Annotated in this window: 17 protein-coding genes and 1 pseudogene; 4 read left to right on the forward strand and 14 right to left on the reverse strand. The window is 69.0% G+C overall.

What is annotated here, in order from left to right; translation table 11 throughout:
• Window positions 1-2: 2 nt before the first annotated feature.
• From L3N39_RS07470 to L3N39_RS07495, 6 genes are all read right to left on the reverse strand, one after another.
• Window positions 3-1,079, reverse strand: coding sequence for an imelysin family protein (locus tag L3N39_RS07470; RefSeq protein WP_237256703.1), 1,077 nt, complete (start codon window positions 1,077-1,079; stop codon window positions 3-5).
• A 45-nt stretch (window positions 1,080-1,124) separates the two neighbouring features.
• Entirely contained in the window at window positions 1,125-2,543 is a 1,419-nt protein-coding gene (locus L3N39_RS07475; RefSeq protein ID WP_237256704.1) for a di-heme oxidoreductase family protein, read from the reverse strand.
• A 120-nt stretch (window positions 2,544-2,663) separates the two neighbouring features.
• A complete protein-coding gene (locus tag L3N39_RS07480) occupies window positions 2,664-3,998 on the reverse strand; it encodes an imelysin family protein (RefSeq protein WP_237256705.1) in 1,335 nt (444 codons plus the stop codon).
• 139 nt (window positions 3,999-4,137) lie between these two features.
• Complete coding sequence (locus L3N39_RS07485; RefSeq protein ID WP_237256706.1) at window positions 4,138-6,201, reverse strand: putative bifunctional diguanylate cyclase/phosphodiesterase; 2,064 nt, start codon at window positions 6,199-6,201, stop codon at window positions 4,138-4,140.
• A 252-nt stretch (window positions 6,202-6,453) separates the two neighbouring features.
• Window positions 6,454-7,035 carry a superoxide dismutase gene (locus tag L3N39_RS07490; protein ID WP_237256707.1) on the reverse strand — a complete coding sequence of 194 codons (582 nt, stop codon included), beginning with the start codon at window positions 7,033-7,035 and terminating at the stop codon, window positions 6,454-6,456.
• 323 nt (window positions 7,036-7,358) lie between these two features.
• Window positions 7,359-7,970, reverse strand: a complete 612-nt coding sequence (locus tag L3N39_RS07495) for a LysE/ArgO family amino acid transporter (RefSeq protein WP_237256708.1) — start codon at window positions 7,968-7,970, stop codon at window positions 7,359-7,361.
• A 92-nt stretch (window positions 7,971-8,062) separates the two neighbouring features.
• On the opposite strand from L3N39_RS07495, the gene L3N39_RS07500 reads away from it, so the two are divergent.
• Window positions 8,063-8,971, forward strand: a complete 909-nt coding sequence (locus L3N39_RS07500; protein ID WP_237256709.1) for a LysR family transcriptional regulator ArgP — start codon at window positions 8,063-8,065, stop codon at window positions 8,969-8,971.
• Here the strand turns inward: L3N39_RS07500 and L3N39_RS07505 are convergent.
• Window positions 8,962-9,228 carry a hypothetical protein gene (locus L3N39_RS07505; RefSeq protein WP_237256710.1) on the reverse strand — a complete coding sequence of 89 codons (267 nt, stop codon included), beginning with the start codon at window positions 9,226-9,228 and terminating at the stop codon, window positions 8,962-8,964. The two genes, L3N39_RS07500 and L3N39_RS07505, sit on opposite strands and share 10 nt — an antisense overlap.
• 332 nt (window positions 9,229-9,560) lie before the next feature.
• On the opposite strand from L3N39_RS07505, the gene L3N39_RS07510 reads away from it, so the two are divergent.
• Window positions 9,561-10,448 carry an ATPase gene (locus L3N39_RS07510; protein WP_237256711.1) on the forward strand — a complete coding sequence of 296 codons (888 nt, stop codon included), beginning with the start codon at window positions 9,561-9,563 and terminating at the stop codon, window positions 10,446-10,448.
• A gap of 39 nt (window positions 10,449-10,487) precedes the next feature.
• On the opposite strand, the gene L3N39_RS07515 is transcribed toward L3N39_RS07510, so the two are convergent.
• Complete coding sequence (locus L3N39_RS07515; RefSeq protein WP_237256712.1) at window positions 10,488-12,395, reverse strand: autotransporter domain-containing SGNH/GDSL hydrolase family protein; 1,908 nt, start codon at window positions 12,393-12,395, stop codon at window positions 10,488-10,490.
• A gap of 304 nt (window positions 12,396-12,699) precedes the next feature.
• Between L3N39_RS07515 and L3N39_RS07520 the strand changes: the two genes are divergently transcribed.
• Window positions 12,700-13,905, forward strand: coding sequence for a GGDEF domain-containing protein (locus tag L3N39_RS07520; protein WP_237256713.1), 1,206 nt, complete (start codon window positions 12,700-12,702; stop codon window positions 13,903-13,905).
• Here the strand turns inward: L3N39_RS07520 and pncB are convergent.
• From pncB to hmpA, 5 genes and pseudogenes are all read right to left on the reverse strand, one after another.
• Window positions 13,873-15,072: a nicotinate phosphoribosyltransferase gene (gene pncB, locus L3N39_RS07525; protein WP_237256714.1), complete on the reverse strand. Its 1,200-nt coding sequence runs from the start codon at window positions 15,070-15,072 to the stop codon at window positions 13,873-13,875. The genes L3N39_RS07520 and pncB overlap by 33 nt on opposite strands.
• 43 nt (window positions 15,073-15,115) lie before the next feature.
• Window positions 15,116-15,286, reverse strand: a complete 171-nt coding sequence (locus L3N39_RS07530; RefSeq protein ID WP_237256715.1) for a hypothetical protein — start codon at window positions 15,284-15,286, stop codon at window positions 15,116-15,118.
• Between the two features lie 146 nt (window positions 15,287-15,432).
• A pseudogene (locus L3N39_RS07535) lies at window positions 15,433-15,591 on the reverse strand (general stress protein); the annotation flags it as partial.
• A 244-nt stretch (window positions 15,592-15,835) separates the two neighbouring features.
• The gene (locus L3N39_RS07540) at window positions 15,836-16,069 is read right to left on the reverse strand and encodes a hypothetical protein (protein WP_237256717.1); all 234 of its coding nucleotides are present in this window, start codon (window positions 16,067-16,069) and stop codon (window positions 15,836-15,838) included.
• Between the two features lie 36 nt (window positions 16,070-16,105).
• Entirely contained in the window at window positions 16,106-17,281 is a 1,176-nt protein-coding gene (gene hmpA / locus L3N39_RS07545; protein WP_237256718.1) for an NO-inducible flavohemoprotein, read from the reverse strand.
• A gap of 247 nt (window positions 17,282-17,528) precedes the next feature.
• On the opposite strand from hmpA, the gene L3N39_RS07550 reads away from it, so the two are divergent.
• A complete protein-coding gene (locus tag L3N39_RS07550; protein WP_237256719.1) occupies window positions 17,529-17,753 on the forward strand; it encodes a DUF2188 domain-containing protein in 225 nt (74 codons plus the stop codon).
• Here the strand turns inward: L3N39_RS07550 and L3N39_RS07555 are convergent.
• Entirely contained in the window at window positions 17,726-18,577 is an 852-nt protein-coding gene (locus L3N39_RS07555; protein WP_237256720.1) for an urea transporter, read from the reverse strand. The genes L3N39_RS07550 and L3N39_RS07555 overlap by 28 nt on opposite strands.
• Window positions 18,578-18,600 lie beyond the last annotated feature (23 nt).

The raw sequence follows: 18,600 nt of genomic DNA on the forward strand, positions 1-18,600 counted from the left end.
CGTCAGTCTCCGTCGTGGGCGTTGAAGCCGATCTGTACGCCCAGGGCGCGGGCGAGTTCGCCCTGGTGCAGGCGATGCAGGTCGTCGAGTTGCTTGTACAGCGCCGCCAGCTGCGCGCGGCCGGCCTGGTCGGCGAGCAGTTCGGCGAACGGCCGCTCGAGTGCGGCGATGCCCTGGCGCAGCCCGGCATAGCCCTGGTCGATCCGCTCGGCGAGGGCGCGCTGGTCGTCGCCGAGCAGCGCGCGCAGCCCGTCACGCTCGCCGCCCTGCCAGAGGCGCTCGGCCGAGGCGGTCGCCGCGTCGAGGCTGGCCAGGGTGGTCGCGCTGCGCCAGCCCTCGGCCTGGAACGGCTGCGGATGCCCCTTGGTCTGCCGGCCCAGCGGTGCGCCGAGCTTCTTCTTCAGCCCGTCGAGGCCGTTGACCTGCACCCGCAGCAATTCGGCGATGGCCTCGCGCGGCTCGGCATAGCGGCTGCTGGGAAAGGCCTGGAGCTGGGCGGCCATGCCGTCCTTGGCCTGCCATTGTTCGAGGATGCGCGCGGAAAGCTGCTGCTGGTGCTCGCCGATGGCCACCAGCAAGGGGCAGTAGCGCGCCTGGGTGGCGCGCTCGGCCATGTCCAGCTGCGGGTCGAACAGCACGTACTCGTAGGCGCTCAGGCCCTGGACCACCACGCTGGCCTGGTCGAGGTCGGCGCGGCCGAGCTGCGGCTTGTCGTCGAGCAGGCGATTGACCTGGCGCGCCACCAGGTTCTTCTTGTCCGGCCAGAACTGCACCTGCCAGGCGGTATTGCCTTCGCCCAGCGGGCCGATCAGCAACGGCTGCAGCGCGGCCCAGGCGGTCTGCGCCTGGACGAACGCCTGGCGCGCCTGCTCCAGGGGCTGCTCGCCGGCGCAGTAGGCGCTGGCGCTGGAAGCCAGTTGCCGGTTCTGCTCGGCCCAGTTCGCATAGGCTGGCAGCAGCACCCGGTCGGTCAGCGCCTTGCTGGTCCCGGCGAGCGGGTCGGCCGGCGTGCAGGCGGTGAGCAGCAGGCTGCCGAGCAGCGCGCCGGTGAGGCTGCGAAGAGCGGATCTAGGTGCCATATGTCCTCTTCAGGTCGTGTGCCGGGCCAGGCCGCGGCGGTGGAGTCAGAGCGATTCGAGAAAACGCAGCAGGGCGGCGCGCTCCTGGTGGTCGAACTGCAGGACCGCCTGGCGCGCACGTTCGGCCTCGCCACCGTGCCACAGGATCGCTTCCATGAGGTTGCGCGCACGGCCGTCGTGCAGGAACTGGGTATGCCCGTTGACCGCCTGGGTCAGGCCGATGCCCCACAGCGGCGGCGTGCGCCACTCGCGGCCGCTGGCCTCGAACTCGGGACGGCCATCGGCCAGGCCGTCGCCCATGTCGTGCAGCAGCAGGTCGGTATAGGGACGGATCAGCTGGTTCGCCAGTTCCGGCTCGACACCTGCGCTGGCGGTGGTGAACTGCGGCGTGTGGCAGCCCTGGCAGCCGGCGCGGTGGAACAGGCGCTTGCCGGCAAGCACCTCGGGATGCTCGACCTCGCGGCGCTGCGGCACGGCGAGGTTGCGGGTGTAGAACAGTACCTGGGCGAGGATGTGGTCGCTGACCTCCGGCTCGCCGCCGTGGGGCATGCCGGCGCAGGCGCGTTGTGCCTCGGTACAGCTGTTGCCGCCGAGCAGGCTGCTGCTCAGGCCCAGGTCGTTGAAGAAGGCATCGGCGTTCTGCTGGTTGAGCGTGGGCTGCCCGGCCTTCCAGCCGAAGCGGCCGACGGCCGTCTCGCCGCTGGCCTGGTCGTAGACGCGATTGGGCCGCCCGGAGATGCCGTCGCCGTCGCGATCGTCCGGGTCGGCGTTGGCCAGCAGCGCCGCCTCGGGAATCGCCTCGAGCAGGCCGAGGCCGATCATCGGCGGCGCGACACGCAGCGAGAACAGGGCCTGGGGATGCAGCTCGCCATAGCCCAGGGCGCCGAGCAGCAGGCGTGGCTTGCGCAGTTCGACCTCGCTGCCGTCGGCGAAGCGTACCGGATGGTGGTCATAGGCCAGGCGGATCTTCGCCTCGGGGGCCACGCCGGGGACGGCCATGTCCTGCAGCTGGCCGCCGTAGTTCGGCTCCGGGGCGATGCCGCGCCGGCGCACCACCTCGGCGTGCTGCGGCCCGGCCGGGATCGACACCCGCACCAGCATCGAGACGGCACTGGCGGCGCCGTCCTGCACCGGATGGCCGCGGCCGTCCTTGATGTGGCAGCTCTGGCAGGCGTTGGTGTTGAACAGCGGGCCGAGGCCGTCGCGTGCCGTGGTGGTAGCCGGTGCGATGACCCAGGGATTGCGAAAGAAGCTGTTGCCGACGCTGAAATCCAGCCGCCGGCTGGGCGACAGGTTCGCCGAGGGCAGCGAGTAGGCGTTCTGGTCGAAGCGCCGCACGCTGGTGGCCCCGCCACTCAACGCCTCGCCGGGCTCGGCCTGGGCGAAGGGATCGGCAGGGGAGTCGCAGGCCGAGGCGCCAAGGACGGCGAAGGCTGCGAAGGCAAGACGGGCGAGAAGGCGCATGACGGACCGACAGGGGCAGGACGGGAATCTTAGCAGGCTGTTGCCGCTTGGATCAGAGCGGTGAGCATCGTAAACAGGCTGCGGGAACGAAGGGGGCGGCTTGCCCGCCCCCCCAGGTGATCAGAACTCGTGATCGGCGGTATCCGGGTTCAGATCGGAGATGCCCAGCGCCGCGGCCGCCTGCTCGATGGCGCTGGTCTGCTTGACCAGCGCGGCGATGGCGTTGCGCACCTTTTCCTGGCCTTCGGCGTTGTCCGAGGCGATCAGCTGGTCGAAGGCCTCGCCGTTGTTGGCGCTTTCCACCAGTACCTGCAGCTTGGCCTCGGTGCTTTCCAGGTCGGTCTTCAGCGTGCTGTCGACCTCCGGGCTGCTCGCGGCGACCAGCGAGGACAGGCTCGGGCCGCTCAGCGTGGTGCCGTCGATGCGCTGGTACTCGCCCAGGTAGACGTTGCGGATGCCCTTGGCGTTGTAGAAGTGCGAGTTGTGGGTGTTGTCGCTGAAGCAGTCGTGCTCGTCCTCGGTGGAGTTGGCCTCCAGCGCGACCTTCATGCGCTCGCCGGCCAGCTCGCCGAGCGACAGGCTGCCCATGCCGAAGAGCATCTTGCGCAGGCCGTTGCCGGCGGACTCGGCCAGCAGCGAGGCGCGGTAGTTGTCGGCCTGGTCGGCCTGCCACTGGCCGACCATCTCGGCCAGGTCGCTGACCAGCAGGTCGGTGGCGGCCTTCAGGTAGGCGCGGCGGCGGTCGCAGTTGTCGCCGCTGCAGCCCTCGCCCTCGACGAAGTCGCTGGCCGGGCGCTGCCCGGCGCCGGGGTTGGTGCCGTTGAGGTCCTGGCCCCAGAGGAGGAACTCGATGGCGTGGTAGCCGGTGGCGACGTTGGCCTCCGAGCCGGCCAGTTCGTTCAGGCTGGCCAGCTTCTCGCCGGTGATCTCGCTGACGTCGATCTTGTCCTCGCCGACCTGGATCTCGCGGTTGGCGACGATGTTGGCGGTGGCGCCCGGGTTGCCCAGCGCGTGCTGGTAGTCGCCCTGCACGTAGTCGATCAGGCCTTCGTCCAGCGGCCAGGCGTTGAGCTGGCCTTCCCAGTCGTCGACCACCGCGTTGCCAAAGCGGAACACCTCGGTCTGCATGTAGGGCACCCGGGCGGCCAGCCAGGCCTGCCGGGCTGCCTGCAGCGTCTCCTCGCCGGGGTTGGCCAGCAGCGCGTCGACCGCCTGCTGCAGCTTGACGCCCGCGGCGTGGGCATCGCTGAACACGGCCAGCGCCAGGTCGGCGTAGTGGTTGACCACGGCCTTGGCGGCGGTGTCATCGAGCTTCGGCGCGGCCTCGGCCGCCGGCGCCTGGGTGGTCGCCTGGGGCGCGGCGGTCTGGTTCAGCGGCTCTTCTTTTTCGCAGCCGGCCAGGGAGACGGCAAGGGCCAGCAGGGTAACGGTTGCCCAGGTGGGAGTGCGTAGCATGAGCGGGATCCTTTTGCATTCGACGTCAGCATCTGACGGGCGTGGCGCCGTCGGGCTGGTAATAATGCGAAAGATTTGCATTTTGTGCAAAGGCAAAGCTTGATCATGCGCAAGGTTGGCCGTGCGGCGCCGGCCAGGCTCAGGGGATGGTCGAGCCGTCCAGCCGCTCGAGCTGGCGCGAGTGCTGCAGCAGCGGGGTGAGCTCGTCGGCGGTGACCGGCCGGCTGTAGTGGTAGCCCTGGCCCTCGTTGCAGCCTTCGGCGATCAGGTAGCGCTCCTGGTCGTCGGTCTCGACGCCTTCGGCGATCACCGTCATGCCCAGACTCTTGCCGAGCTGGATCACCGCCCGCACGATGGTGGCGCCGCCGCCGTCGCGCTGGATGTCCTGGACGAAGCTCTTGTCGATCTTGATCTTGTCCAGCGGCAGGCTCTTCAGGTAGCTCAGCGACGAATAGCCGGTGCCGAAGTCGTCGATGGCGATCAGCGCGCCGGAGCGGCGCAGGTTGTGCAGGTTCTCGGCGGCGGCCTGGATGTCTTCCATCAGCCCGGTCTCGGTGACTTCCAGCTCCAGCGTCTCGGCCGGCAGCTGGTAGCGCTGCAGCAGCTGCTCGACCCGGGCCGGCAGGTCGCGATGGTGCAGCTGCGCCGAGGACAGGTTGACCGCCACCCGCAGCCAGGTCAGGCCCTGGCTGCGCCACTCGTGCAGCTGGCGGCAGGCCTCCTCGAGCACCCACTCGCCGATCGCCAGGATGCTGCCGTTCTGCTCGGCCAGCGGGATGAACACATCCGGTGGCACCAGCTTGCCATCCGGGCGCTTCCAGCGGATCAGTGCCTCGACACCGGTGATGCAGTGCAGCCGATAGTCCACCTGCGGCTGGTAGACCAGGTAGAACTCGCCGCGCTTGAGCGCCTCGCCCAGCTCGGTCTCCAGCTCGCGGCGCTGGCGCATCTGCTGGTCGATGCTGGCGACGTAGAACTGGTAGCGGTTGCGCGCCCGGCTCTTGGCCAGGGTCATGGTCTGCTCGGCCTTCTGCAGCAGTTTTTCCGGGCTGTCGCCGTCCTCGGGGTAGAGGGTCACGCCGATGGTTGCGCGCAGGCGCACCTGCTGGTCGTCGATCGGCACCGGGTTTTCCAGCTCGTCGAGCACCTTCTGCGCCAGCTCGGCCGCCTCGTAGGGCTGCTCCAGGCTGCTGAGCACCAGCACGAACTGGTCGCCGCCCAGGCGCGCCAGGGTGCCGAGGTGGCCGCTCAGCTCGCCCAGGCGCTCGGCCAGCGCCACCAGCAGGCGGTCACCGGCCTGGTAGCTGTAGCGCTCGTTGACGTCCTTGAAATCGTCCAGGCCCAGGCACAGCACCGCGACCTTGCCCTGCTGGCGGCGGGCTTCGTCGAGGATGTGCTCGAGCTGGCGCTGCAGCTGCTGGCGATTGGGCAGGCCGGTGAGCGGGTCGTACAGCGACAGGCGCTGCAGGCTGCTCTCGGCTTGCTGGCGCAGGCGCATGTTGTGCTCGATGGAGCTGAGCAGGCCGTTGGCGGTTTCCACCCACAGGCCCAGCTCGTTGCGTTCGTGGCCCTTGAGCAGCGGCAGCTTGTACTCGCCCGGGCGGTCCGGGTTGATGTGCGCCAGGTGTTCGATGAGCTTGGTCAGCGGGCGCGTCAGCAGCCACTGGTAGATCAGGTAGAGGATCAGGCCGAGGGTCAGCGCGCGGAGGATGCCGACGATGATGATCACCACCGAGTCGTCGAGGAATTCCTCGCCGTAGCGGGCGGTGTCCAGGGTGATGCGCAACTCGCCATAGTGCTCGTTGTAGGGCGGCTGGCCGATCAGGGCGACCGAATACTGCTGCTCGGCACCGAAGATCGCATCGGTGAAGCGGCGTAGCGGCAGCTCCAGCGGTGGCCGGCTCTTGCTGGCCAGCGGCTCGTCGCCGGGCGCGCCGATCATGGCCAGGCGGATCGATTCGTGCTGGAACAGCCCTTCCATGACCTGCTGGCCCATCTCGCGGTCGAGGCTGTAGATCGCCTGGGTGGACGGATCGCGGGTCATGCGCAGGATGCGCTGGGCGTCATCGGCGATCAGGTGGCGCACCTTGTAGGCGCCGACGATGATCTGCGCGCAGCTGAGTACCAGGCCGACCGCCAGGGCCGACAGCAGGACTACTCGCAGGAGCTTTCGTGACAGGCTGTTGCGCAGTTCCAACTTCAAGGGGATTACCTTTCTCCGCGCCTGTGCATGGCTGACGAGTATTGGCAGTGCAGCCCATCTCGTCAAAGGCACGGCAAGCTCGTGTGACAAACCTCTTGTTGTTATCGGTTCGTGGCAGGAACCGCGTCCTGCCGGTCCTGTTGTTAGCGGCCGTCAGGGGGCGCTTCTTAAATGAAAAATGCCCGTTCTGACGAAACGGGCATTTCAGGGTTGCCGCGCGGCCGGCCGGGCAAACCGCGGGCGAGGTCAGGCTCAGCCGGCGAAATTCTTCGCCACGAAGTCCCAGTTGACCAGGTTCCAGAACGCTTCGACGAACTTCGGACGGGCGTTGCGGTAGTCGATGTAGTAGGCGTGCTCCCAGACGTCGCAGGTCAGCAGCGGCTTGTCGCCGGCGGTCATCGGGTTGCCGGCGCCGATGGTGCTGGCCAGGCCCAGGCTGCCGTCGGACTTCTTCACCAGCCAGGCCCAGCCGGAGCCGAAGGTGCCGATGGCGGTCTTGGTGAACTCTTCCTTGAACTTGTCGAACGAGCCGAAGGAGGCGTTGATGGCATCGGCCAGGGCGCCGCTCGGCTGGCCGCCGGCGTTCGGTGCCAGGCAGTTCCAGAAGAAGGTGTGGTTCCAGACTTGGGCGGCGTTGTTGAAGATGCCACCGGAGGAGGTCTTGATGATGCTTTCCAGGTCCTTGCCTTCGAACTCGGTGCCCGGGACCAGGTTGTTCAGGTTGGTCACGTAAGCGGCGTGGTGCTTGTCGTGATGGTAGTCCAGGGTCTCGGCGGACATGTGCGGCTCGAGGGCGTTCTTTTCGTAAGGCAGCGGCGGCAATTCGAAAGCCATGATGTATCTCCTGCTCAGGTGTCGAGAATGGATGCGGCAGCTTGGAAGGCGAGGCGGCGCCGTTGGCCGTCGAGAAGTCTTGCAGCTTCCTGGACCTCGCCCGGCGTTCCTTCGCACGCCACACGGATTGCGCAAATCTATGGCCGTCACGGGCGGCCGGACTGGCGGGGCGGAGCCTTGTGTCTCCGACCCGCAGGCCAGGGATCATAGCACCCGACCTGCGGCAAAACCACGCGGCAACTGTACGGGAAACCCCATCGCAGGCGGCGGCGTCTGCTGCCTTGCGTGGACCGCGCGGGGCGGTAGACGTTCCGCCGCACGCCTCAGCCGTTGAACGCCAGTTGCGCGGCGACGGCGAACATCATGCCGGCCACCCCCAGGTCGATCAGCCGCCAGGTCAGCGGGCGCGCCAGCCAGGGGGCGAGCCAGGCGCCGCCGAGGGCCAGCGCGCTGAACCAGGCCAGCGAGGCGCTCGCCGCGCCGGCGGTGTAGGCGCCCGGCTCGGCCTGCTGCGCGCCGAGCGAGCCGATCAGCAGCACGGTGTCGAGGTAGACGTGCGGGTTGAGCAGGGTCACCGCCAGCGCAGCGAGCAGCACCGCGCGCAGCGAACGCGGCCGACGGCTTTCGCTCTGCGCCAGGGCCTGCGGACGCAGCGCCCGGCGCAGGGCCTGCAGGCCGTACCAGAGCAGGAAGGCGGTGCCGGCCCAGCGGGTCACGGCGAGCAGTGTCGGGCTCTCGGTCAGCAAGGCCGCGAGGCCGAACACGCCGAGGCTGATCAGGACTGCATCGCAGAGCACGCAGAGGGCGGCGACCGGCAGGTGATGCTCGCGCCGCAGGCTCTGCGCCAGGACAAAGGCGTTCTGCGCGCCGATGGCGACGATCAGCCCGGCGGTGACCGCCAGGCCGTTCAGGTAGCTGCTCCAGAGGGTACCCATGCTTGCCGCCTTGTCGAAGTCGAGGCTGGCAGTCTGGGATGGAGGGGTTTATAAGAGAAACGAATCTTCGTTAACCCTCATTAGGAAAACAGATGTTCGACTACAAGCTGCTCGCGGCCCTGGCCGCCGTCGTCGAGCAGGCCGGTTTCGAACGCGCCGCGCAGGCGCTGGGGCTGTCGCAGTCGGCGGTGTCGCAGCGCATCAAGCTGCTCGAGGCGCGGGTCGGCCAGCCGGTGCTGCTGCGCGTCGCCCCGCCCAGGCCCACCGAGCTGGGCCAGCGCCTGCTCAACCATGTGCAGCAGGTGCGCCTGCTCGAGCGCGACCTGCAGGACCAGGTGCCGGCCCTCGGCGAGGACGGCCTGCCCGAGCGCCTGCGCATCGCCCTGAACGCCGACAGCCTGGCGACCTGGTGGGCCGGGGCGGTGGCACCGTTCTGCGCGGGCCACCGGGTGCTGCTCGACCACGTGGTCGAGGACCAGGCCGTGGGCCTCAAGCGCATGCGCGCCGGCGAAGTGGCGGCCTGCGTCTGCGCCGCGGAGCGGCCGCTGGCCGGGGCGCGCAGCCAGTACCTGGGCTCGATGCGCTACCGCGCGCTGGCCAGCCCGGCGTTCATCGCGCGCCACCTGGCCGGGCAGCCGAGCGCGGCGACGCTGGCCCGCGCGCCGGCCATCGTGTTCGGCCCGGACGATCGCCTGCAGCACCGCTTCATGGCCGCGGTCGGCGGCACGGACGGCTTCATTCACCATCTCTGTCCGTCCTCCGAGGGTTTCGTACGCCTGTTGCGCAGCGGCCTGGGCTGGGGGCTGGCGCCGGAGCTGCAGGTGCGTGGCGAACTTGATCGCGGTGAGCTGGTCGATGTGCTGTCCGGGCCGCCCATCGACGTGCCGCTGTACTGGCATCACTGGCGCAATGGCGGGGCGCTGCTGGACGAGCTGACCCAGCACCTGGTGCGCTGCGCGGGAAGCTGGCTGGTGCCGGGCGACGCGGCGAGTCAGGCGTAGACGCGCTGGCCGCGGTAGATGCGCACCCGGTCGGCGGGCGTTGTCGGTGGTGCCGGGCGCGGTGCCGGTTCGGCATCGGTCAGGCTGGCCAGCTGGCGGCCGAGGGCCTGGGTGGCGTCGTCGGCCGAGTGCAGGCAGGCGGCGAGCATCGCGGCCACCGCATCGGGCTGGTCGAGGTGGATGTCGAGCCGCTGCTCGTCGCGCAGGCGACGGCGCAGCTGGCGCATGCAATCGATGATGGCCTTGTTCAGCTCCATGTGCTTCTCCGTTGGCCCGTTGGGCCGACATCCGTGTCGAGGGTGTCTATCCGTTGGCAACCGATACCCAGCAAGGGCCATACCAACCCGCGCCTGCCGGCCGTACGCTTCGCGACGAACGGCGCCAGGCCGCGGCTGACGGGCCTTGTGGCCCTGCGCAGGGGCGCTGGCGGCCTGGCGGGGCGGCGTGCTGCGCACCGCAATGAGCGCGACTGGCGCCGGCGTGCCTTGTCGCGGTGCAGGCTCGGCCTGTGCGCCCGGCGCTGCCGGGGCCTTCGACTAACCGTTATACTGCGCGACTGTTTTTCTGCCGCGCGACGAAAGGTAATTCCATGCGCAACGATGCCCATGACGAAGTGGATCCGATCACCAGCCTGAGTGCCGCGCGTGATCGCGATGCGCCCTATCCGGCCCCCGAGCTCGAGCCCATCACCCGGCCGACCCCGCACGATGAGCCGGAGGCGGCACGCTCGCGCCAGCGGCGGCGCGGCCCGAGCACCGCGCCGCTGTGGGCGCTGGTGGTGGCCCTGCTGATCGGCCTGGTGGCGCTGGGCTGGTGGAGCAACCAGCGCATCGGCGCGCTGGAGCTGCAGCTGGTGGCGACCCAGGAGAGCTTCGCGCGGATCAGCGAGGATGCCGCCGGCCGCCTGCAGGACATCTCCGGCAAGGTGGTCGCGACCGAATCCAACGTCACCACCGAGAGCGAGGCGGTCAAGCTGCGCATCCGCCAGCTGGAGAACCAGGTCCAGGAGCTCGGCCGCAAGCAGCAGGCCTTCGCCACCGAGCAGCAGAGCCTCGACGGGCGCCAGGGCAACCAGGAGCGCCGCCTGGAAGAGCAGGGCAAGCGCATGGAGGCCGCCGCCAGCGAGCAGCAGGCGCAGCAGGCCGCGCTGGCGCGCCTGGGCGAGACGGTCAAGGCGCTTGGCAGCGAGCAGGCCACGCTGAAGACCTCGGTGGAAGGCCAGGCGCGGCTGTCCGCCGCGGTCGATGCCCTGCGCAAGGATGTCGAGGCCCTGCAGCAGCGCGGCAATCCGAGCCAGGCGATCAGTCGCCTCGAGCAGGACCTGCTGGTGCTGCGCAGCGAGCTGGAGAACCGCCCGGCCGCGGCGCAAGGCCCGTCCACCGGCGAGTTCGACGCCTTCCGCGCGCAGATGACCCGCCACATCAACACGCTGCAGGGCCAGATCGCCAACCTGCAGGGCCAGCTCGACGCGCGCTGACCGGTAGGCAGGGGCAACCGCCAGGTTGCCCCGAACGGCTTACAGGTCCCAGCTGATCGACAGGTTCAGGCCGTGGTCGCGGTCGTCGTTGCCGCGATAGTGGTAGTTGGCCCGCAGCGCCAGATCGCGGGTCAGCTGGTGCGCCAGGCCGAGGCTGAAGCGCGTCTGGTCGCCCGTCGGCACCGCGCCGGGTAGCTCGAAGCTGTTGCCGGGCACGCTGTTGAGCGACAGGCGCAGGTCCTGCGCGTCCTCGTCTTCACGTTCCACTTCGCGGGCCACTTCGCCGTACAGGCGGGTGCACTCGCTCAGCGCCAGGTCGCCGAACAGGCCGAGCGACAGGCGCAGCGAATCGCGCTCCTGGTCGGCGAAGGTCAGCGCGGTGGAGCGCGCGCCGCGCTCGCGGTAGCCGTCGACCTCCACGCGCTGGTAGTTCACGCCGACGAACGGCCCGAAGTGCATCGCGTCCTGCGCCTGCATCAGGTTGAAGCCGAGCTTGCTGCCGACTGCCCAGAGCTGCCCGTCGGTGGAACCCTTTTCGACGCGCTCGCTGCTGCCCAGCGCGAAGCGCCGCTCAAGGCCGTGGTAATCCAGCTGGCCGCCGCTGAGGGTGAAGTCGGCGAACAGGCGATCCTGCTCGTAGCGGGCAAAGGCGGTCGCCAGGTAGCTGCGCATGTCGTAGTCGGACTCGCCGGCGCCGAGGCTGACGCCGTGCTCGCCGACCGCCAGGCTGAGGCCGGCCAGCCAGCGCTCGTCCAGCCGGTGGGACAGGCTCAGCGACAGCGACTGGCTGTCGCCGTCACCGCTGCCGTAGCCGTCGAAATCCACGCTGCGATAGCCGCCGCCGGCCTGGATGCGCCACTCGCCGACCGGTTGCCAGTGGCCGCGCTGGGCCATCAGCGCCTGGTCGAGTTGCTGCTGCTGCGCGCGCAGCGCCGCCAGGCCCATCTCCGGCAGGCGCGAGATCTCCCAGGGCGCCGCGACGATCGAGTACAGGTAGTCGGCGCTGATGCGGTGCAGCGCGGTGGTCGGGTGCACGGCATCGTTGAACAGCAGGCGGTCCGGGTCGGGCGCGCTGCCGCCACGGCCATAGGTCGGATCGGCCAGGCAACTGTCGCCGGAGAAGCACACGGCGTTCTGCTCGATGTCGGCGGCGAAGCCGAATTGCGCCAGGTCCGCGCGTACCTCGTCGAGCAGCAGGCGGCTGTTGAGCAGCACGTAGTTGGCACCGGAACTGCGCAGCTGCGCCTCGAGCTCGGCGTTGTACAGGTCGCTGAGCGCGTTGAGCTGGGCGCTGTTGCCGGTCAGGGTACCGAGTGGGGTGCTGCCGACGTCGGGGAGGTCCGAGACGATGATGTAGCGTGCCCCGGCAGCGGCCAGGGCGCTGACGCCGGCCACCAGGTCGCCCGCCGCGGCGGCCATGGTGGTCGGCCGGCTGGAGAGCTGGAAGATGTCGTTGGCGCCGCCGTTGAGGTAGTACAGCGCATGCGGGTCGGCCTGCGGATTCTCGACCAGGTAGCCGGGGCGCGAGCGGCTCAGGCCGCCGGCGGCCACCGTCGAGGTGCCGGTGATGGAGTCGAGGATCTGGTCGGTACGGTAGCCGCCGACGGCGTAGTTGGTGCCGTCCGGGTTGCCGGTCAGCAGTTGCGGCAGCAGCGGGGTGGAGGGCAGCGAGGTCAGCCCCAGGCGCTCGGCCAGCAGCTGGGTGGCGACTTGGCCGCCGTACTCGACGTTGTTGTCGCCATAGGTCGGACCGGTGCGGTTGGTGAAGCGCAAGCCGCCGGTCGGATTGACGCCCAGCAGCGGGCTGCCGACGTCGGGAAAGTTGCCGGCATCGCTGAGCGAGTCGCCGAAGTTGATGAACTGGCTGAACGGGCCGTCGGCGGCGCTGGCGCTGCCGGCGAGGATGGCCAGCAGCAGGGCGGCCAGCGGTCTTGTCGTCGGATGCATCGGGTTCTCCCTTCTTGTTGTTGTTCTGCTGCGCATTCGGGCGCCCGGCCAAGCTAGCCAGGCCGGGCCGGCGGCAACAGCGCACCAAAGGGCGATTCGGCGGGCGCGGCTGTCGCCCGAAAGACGGATAGCGCGGCCGGCGCGGGAGAAATCCAACTGTTCTTGCCTTGGCTCAATGAATCGATCGGCGACTTCGCTAGGATCGCGCTGCTGGCCGGATGCCATCACGCGCAGCCCAGGGATTTCGCAGGGTGCGGGAATGGCCGGGTCTGAATGCGTGTTCCCTGCCGTGGGTAGAACAACAATGACTGCACTGATCGATCTGCTGCGTAACCGCCTTGCCACGTTGCTGCCCGGCGAGCTGAAGACCCGCGAGCTGCGCCACCTGCTGACGCCCAAGGACCACCCGCTGCTGCTCTGCCAGCGCCGCGCGATGATGATCGTCGACCGCGTTCGGCTGTTCGCCTTTCTCTTCGCCGTGCTCACGCCGCTGTGGTCGCTGATCGACCTGATGGTCTTCGACATGCCGCTCTGGCTGTGGCTGGCCGGCTTCCGCCTGGCGGCCTGCCTGGCCTTCACCGCGCTGCTGGTGTTCTACCGCCCGAGCGGCAACCTGTTCGATGCCTACCGTGCGATCGCCATCCTCTTCGCCATCCCGACGGTGTTCTACATCGCCTCGCACACGCTGCTCGGCACCTACCAGCTGGCGCAGTTCTCGGCGGTGGTCGGCGCGGGCTATGCGTTCCTGCCCTTCGTGCTGATGGCCGGGCTGACGATCTTCCCGCTGACCCTGGCCGAGAGCCTGGTGCTGGGCGTGGTGCTGCTGCTGGCCCAGGCACTGGCGGGCTACCTGAGCTGGGCGACGCTGAACTGGCCGTCGTTCGCCGGGGCGTTCTGGTTGCTGATCCTGATCTGCGGGGTGGCGACCCTGGCCGGCATGAGCCAGCTGGCGTTCATGGTCGCGCTGGTGCGCCAGGCCATCCGCGATCCGCTGACCGGCATCTTCTCGCGCGGCAGCGGCGAGGAGATCCTGCGCCTGCAGTGGGACTCGGCGCGGCGCAGCGACGGCCCGCTGGCGCTGGCCTTCATCGACCTCGACCACTTCAAGGCGATCAACGACCAGCATGGCCACGAGGCCGGCGACGCGGTCCTGCGCGAGGCCGCCCGGGCGATGCTCGGCAGCCTGCGTGGCAGCGACAGCCTGGTGCGCTGGGGCGGCGAGGAGTTCCTGCTGATCATGCCGGACACCGACCTGGCGCAGGCGCAGCTGGCCCTGGCCCGGGTGCTGCGCAATGGCCTGGGCGTGCGCCCCGAGGGTTGCCCGCTGACCGCAAGCATCGGCCTGGCCGAGCGGCGCGACGATGGCGTGGCGGACATGCGCGAGCTGCTGGAGCTGGCCGATCGGCGCATGTACGAGGCCAAGGGCGCCGGGCGCAACTGCCTGCAGGCCGGCCAGCGGCCTGCCGAGGAACAGGATTCAGGCCTGGCCCAGGCCGAATACGTGGCGTAGGTAGCTGACGAAGGCCGGGTCGCGGCACATGGTCTTGCCCGGCGAGTCGGAGATCTTCGCCACCGGCTGGCCGTTGCAGGCGGTCATCTTGATCACCATGTTGGTCGGCCGCACGCCGGGGATGTCGCAGGTCAGCCCGGTGCCGATGCCGAAGCTCGGCTTGCAGCGCCCGACCAGCGCCCGGTAGATCTCCAGCGCGCGGGCGAAATCCAGCCCGTCGGAGAACACCAGCTGGCGGCTGCGCGGGTCGATGCCCAGCCCGTGGTAATGGGCGATGGCCTTCTCCGCCCACTCGAGCGGGTCGCCCGAGTCGTGCCGCAGGCCGTCGAACAGCTTGGCGAAGAACAGATCGAAGTCGCGCAGAAAGGCATCCATGGTGATGCAGTCGGTCAGTGCGATGCCCAGCGCGCCGCGGTATTCGCGCACCCAGCAGTCCAGCGCGGCACGCTGGCTGTCGATCAGCCGCGGGCCGAGCTGCTGGTGCGCCATGATCCATTCGTGGGCCATGGTGCCCATCGGGCGCAGGCCCAGCGTGCGTGCCAGATGCACGTTGCTGGTGCCGACGAAGTGCCCGGGAAAGATCGCCGGCAACTCGCCGACGACCATCCGCTGCACCGCATGGGAGAAGCGCCGGCGGGTACCGAAATCGGCCAGGGTGAACTCGGCCAGCTCTTCCTCGCTGGCCTGGGCGCGCAGCCAGGCGCATTTGTCCTGCAGCCGCTCGTGGGCCTGCTCGAGCGTGACCCGAGGGTTGAGCGCGCGGTTGCGCATCTCGCTGATGATCGCCAGCAGCGGCACCTCGAAGAGGATCACGTGCAGCCAGGGGCCGCGCAGGTGGATCACCAGCTCGCCGCCCTGGGCCTGGATGTCGAGGTAGCGCAGGTCGAAACGGAACAGCCCGAGGAAGCGGATGAAGTCCGGCTGCATGTAGGGAATGTGCTCGAGGAAGGCCAGCTCCTCGGGCTGCATGCGCAGCTCGGCCAGGCGCTCGATCTGCTCGACGATGGCGCCCAGGTGCGGGGTCAGGTCTTCGTCGGAGCGGCAGCGAAAGGCCCACTCCACCTTGGCGTTGGGGTAGTGGTGCAGGACCGCCTGCATCATCGTCAGCTTGTAGAAATCGGTATCCAGCAGGCTGGGGACGATCTCGTCGGAAAAGGCGCTGGTCATCGAAGCTCCCACGCAGCTGTGAACGGGCAGGGCTTCGTCCGCTTCAACCGCCGCCGATGCCCTCGATGACCTTGCCGGTTCCGCCGCAGGTTGTGCAAGGGGCGTCGTTGCACATGCCGCTGCCATGGCAGTCGGGGCAGAGATTCTCGCCGCTGCCGGGCGTGCCTGCCAGCGCCTGGTCACCCGGGTTTAGCGGTTCTTCGTGTGCGGGCAAGTTGCGTGGCCTGGGATATATGAAGTTTTGATTGGATATGCAGCGAAGCGAACTTGGCGCCCGGCTGCTTGTTGCATTTAATACCTGCCGCAAATAAACAAGGGGTAAAGGCGAGCCCATACCCCTTGTTTATTTGCAGTTGCCGCTTACTTGCTGCTGTTGCGACCGCCGCCGTGGCTGTTCTGGCCACCCTTGCGTCCGGCCTCGGAGGCCTTCTCGCGGTCATTGGCGAAGTTGCCGCCGCTGTTGTGGCCGCCCTTGCGGCCTGCTTCGGAAGCCTTCTCGCGGTCGTTGGCGAAGTTGCCAGGGTTGTTGTTAGCCATGTCTTTTTCTCCTCGATGGATAGAGACTTGCCGCGGCCGATGAAAGTGCGTCTTCATCAGCCGTCATGGATTCAGAGCAGGGGCCCGGTCAAGAGTTTCCATTCAAGCGCAGACGGCAGACGAGTGGTTTTCCACGTATTTATTGCCGGTATGGCCAAGTGCAAGTGTTGAAAATCGGGCGCCTGTTTTCTTGCGCAAACAGGGCGATTAATTGAATCGCCGAATATCAGGCCAACAGTGAAAGTTGCCGTTGTGCCAGCAGGCGCATCACGTAGCCGATCTTCAGCGCGGTCGGGCCGAGGATGACCAGCGCATGGGACAGCACGACCTGTCCCAGCGTGAGATGACGATCCAGCAGGTAGGCGCCGGCGACGCCCAGCAGGAGCAGCAGAACACCGACGGTCATCAGCAGGTTGGCCAGATGCAGCAGGCGTAGCGGGTCATGGTGGGCATCGCGCATGGTGCTTACCTCATGTCGTGGGTTTGCCTGTGGCCGTCACTCCAGGGCGGCGGCCGGGCCGAAGAACTCGTAGCGGACCTGCGCCGGCGGCACGCCGAGCGACTGCAACTGGCGCTTGACCGCCGCCATGAACGGGCGCGGGCCGAGGAAGTAGACGTCCACGTCGCGCTCGGGCAGCCACTCGGCCAGGTGCGCCTCGCTGAGCAGGCCGACGGCGTCGGGGCGGCGCTCGCCGGCCTGGTCCTGCTCGTAGCAGTAGAAGCGCTCCAGCTGCGCGTGCTCGGCGCTGAGGGCGTCGACCTGCTCGCGGAAGGCGTGCACCTCGGCATTGCGGGCACAGTGGATGAAGCGGATTGGCCGGGACTGCTCCAGCGCCGACTCGAGCATCGCCAGGGTCGGGGTGATGCCGACGCCGCCGCTGATCAGCACCAGCGGCTTGTCGCTGGGCTCGAGGGTGAACTGCCCGGCCGGTGCGAACAGCTCGACCACCTCGCCCTCGGCCATGCCGTGCAGGGCGTTGGACACCAGCCCGCCGGCCTCGCGCTTGACGCTGATGCGATAGCTGCGGCCGTTGCTGGCTGCCGACAGCGAGTAGTTGCGGCGCACTTCCTGGCCGTCGACCTGCAGGCGCAGGCCGATGTACTGCCCGGGCAGGTAGTCCATCAGCGGGCCGCCGTCCTCGGCTTGCAGGTAGAAGGAGGTGATCTCGGCACTCTCCGGAACCTTGCGCGCGATGACGAAGCGCCGCGCGCCACGCCAGCCGCCGGGTGCCTGGGCCGCCGCGTCGTAGCGCGCCTGCTCGGCGCCGATGAGGATGCCGGCCAGCTGCTGGTAGGCCGCGCCCCAGGCATCGATCACCGCGTCGGTGGCGATCTCGGCGCCGAGCACTTCACGGATGGCGCGCAGCAGGCAGCTGCCGACGATCGGGTAGTGCTCGGGCAGCACCTGCAGGGCCACGTGCTTGTTGACGATCTGTCCGACCAGGTCGCCCAGCGCCTCCAGTCGGTCGATGTGCCTGGCGTACATCAGCACGCCGTTGGCCAGTGCGCGGGGCTGGTCGCCGCTGGCCTGGTGGGCCTGGTTGAACAGCGGGCGCACCTCGGGGTACTCGCTGAGCATGATGTTGTAGAAGTGCGTGGTCAGGGCCTCGCCGCCGCTCTCCAGCAGCGGGACGGTGGCTTTGATCAGGGCACGGTGTTCGGCGCAAAGCATGGATGACTCCTCTTTCGGGATGGTTCACCGCCTCGCGGGGGCGATGTGTCTGCCCTCGTGTTTCAACTTCCGTACCAGGCCTGGAATTGACTGAAATCAAGGTCTGTCCGTGGGGCGGGGTGCGATTTACCCGAACGATCCGGGGTTTTATCGACCGTGAGGGTCGTTTGTACCCTTCGGCCTGCGGCGAACCGACCCACTCTCGCCGGCCTCTAACGCACGAACCCGAACTCGCCGGAGGCAAACGATGCAGAACTACCACGTCATCCATGAAGACGGCCGCTGGGTGCTCAAGGAGGAGGGCGACCGCCGTGTGCTGATCGAGGCGGCGACCCGGGAGGAAATCCTCAACGAGACCCGCGACTACATGAAGCTGCGCACCGCCTCGGTGAAGATCCACGACAAGGACGGCGGCCTCGAGGAAGAGCGCTGCTACCCGCGCGATCAGGACCCGCGCGCCACCTGCGGCTGAGCGTCGCCCGGCCGGACGAGCCCGCGCAGTGCCCAGCAGGCGAGGATGAAGGGCAGCGTCAGCAGCGGCACGCCGAGCCAGTGCGCGGCCAGCGCCAGCGGCGCAGCCAGCACGGCGGCCAGCAGCGGCCACAGGCCGCGATGGACCTGGCTGGCAGCCAGCGCGGCCAGCGCCGGGTTGAAGCCATGCAGGCCATTCGCGGCGCCGGCGAGGTCGAAGCCCAGGCCCGCCAGCAGGCCGGTCGTCGAGCCGAGCGCCAGCCAGAGCGCGGCCCGGCGATCGGCCAGCGCCACGCCGAGCAGCAGGCAGGCGCCGCTGGCCGCGTTGTCCAGCAGGATCACCTGGGCGATGCCGCGCAGCACGCCCAGCGGCAGCTCGGCAAGGGACGCTGGCGCAGCCACGGCCGGCGCCGCGCCGCCGGCCAGCGCAAGCAGGGCCCAGCCCAGCAGGATGAAGGGCAGGGTGAAGCCCGGTGGCCAGCGGCGCGAGCGCAGCGCGTGCAACAGGCCCGCCTGCAGCGGGCAGCTGGCGACCGCGCCGAGCAGCGCCAGCGCCAGGCCCACCGGCGTCAGCCCCAGCACGAGCACGGCCAGGCCGCCGAGCAGGGCTGCGTTGTAGCCGTACAGGCCGAGCGCGATATCGACCGGCGCCGCGCCGCGCATCCCTGCCCAGCACGTCGCCACGACGACACCCGGCAACACGCCGACCAGCAGCGCCGGTGCGCCGAGCGCCACTGCCAGCAGCACCAGCAGGCCGCAGCCGGCATGCGCCTGCAGGAAGGTCTGGCTCAAGCCGTGCAGCCAGGAACGAAGCAGGCCGGACATGGGGGCGGATTCTCGGGACGAAC

Origin of the sequence: Pseudomonas oligotrophica (genome assembly GCF_021726475.1) — a bacterium.
GTDB classification, from domain to species: domain Bacteria; phylum Pseudomonadota; class Gammaproteobacteria; order Pseudomonadales; family Pseudomonadaceae; genus Stutzerimonas; species Stutzerimonas oligotrophica.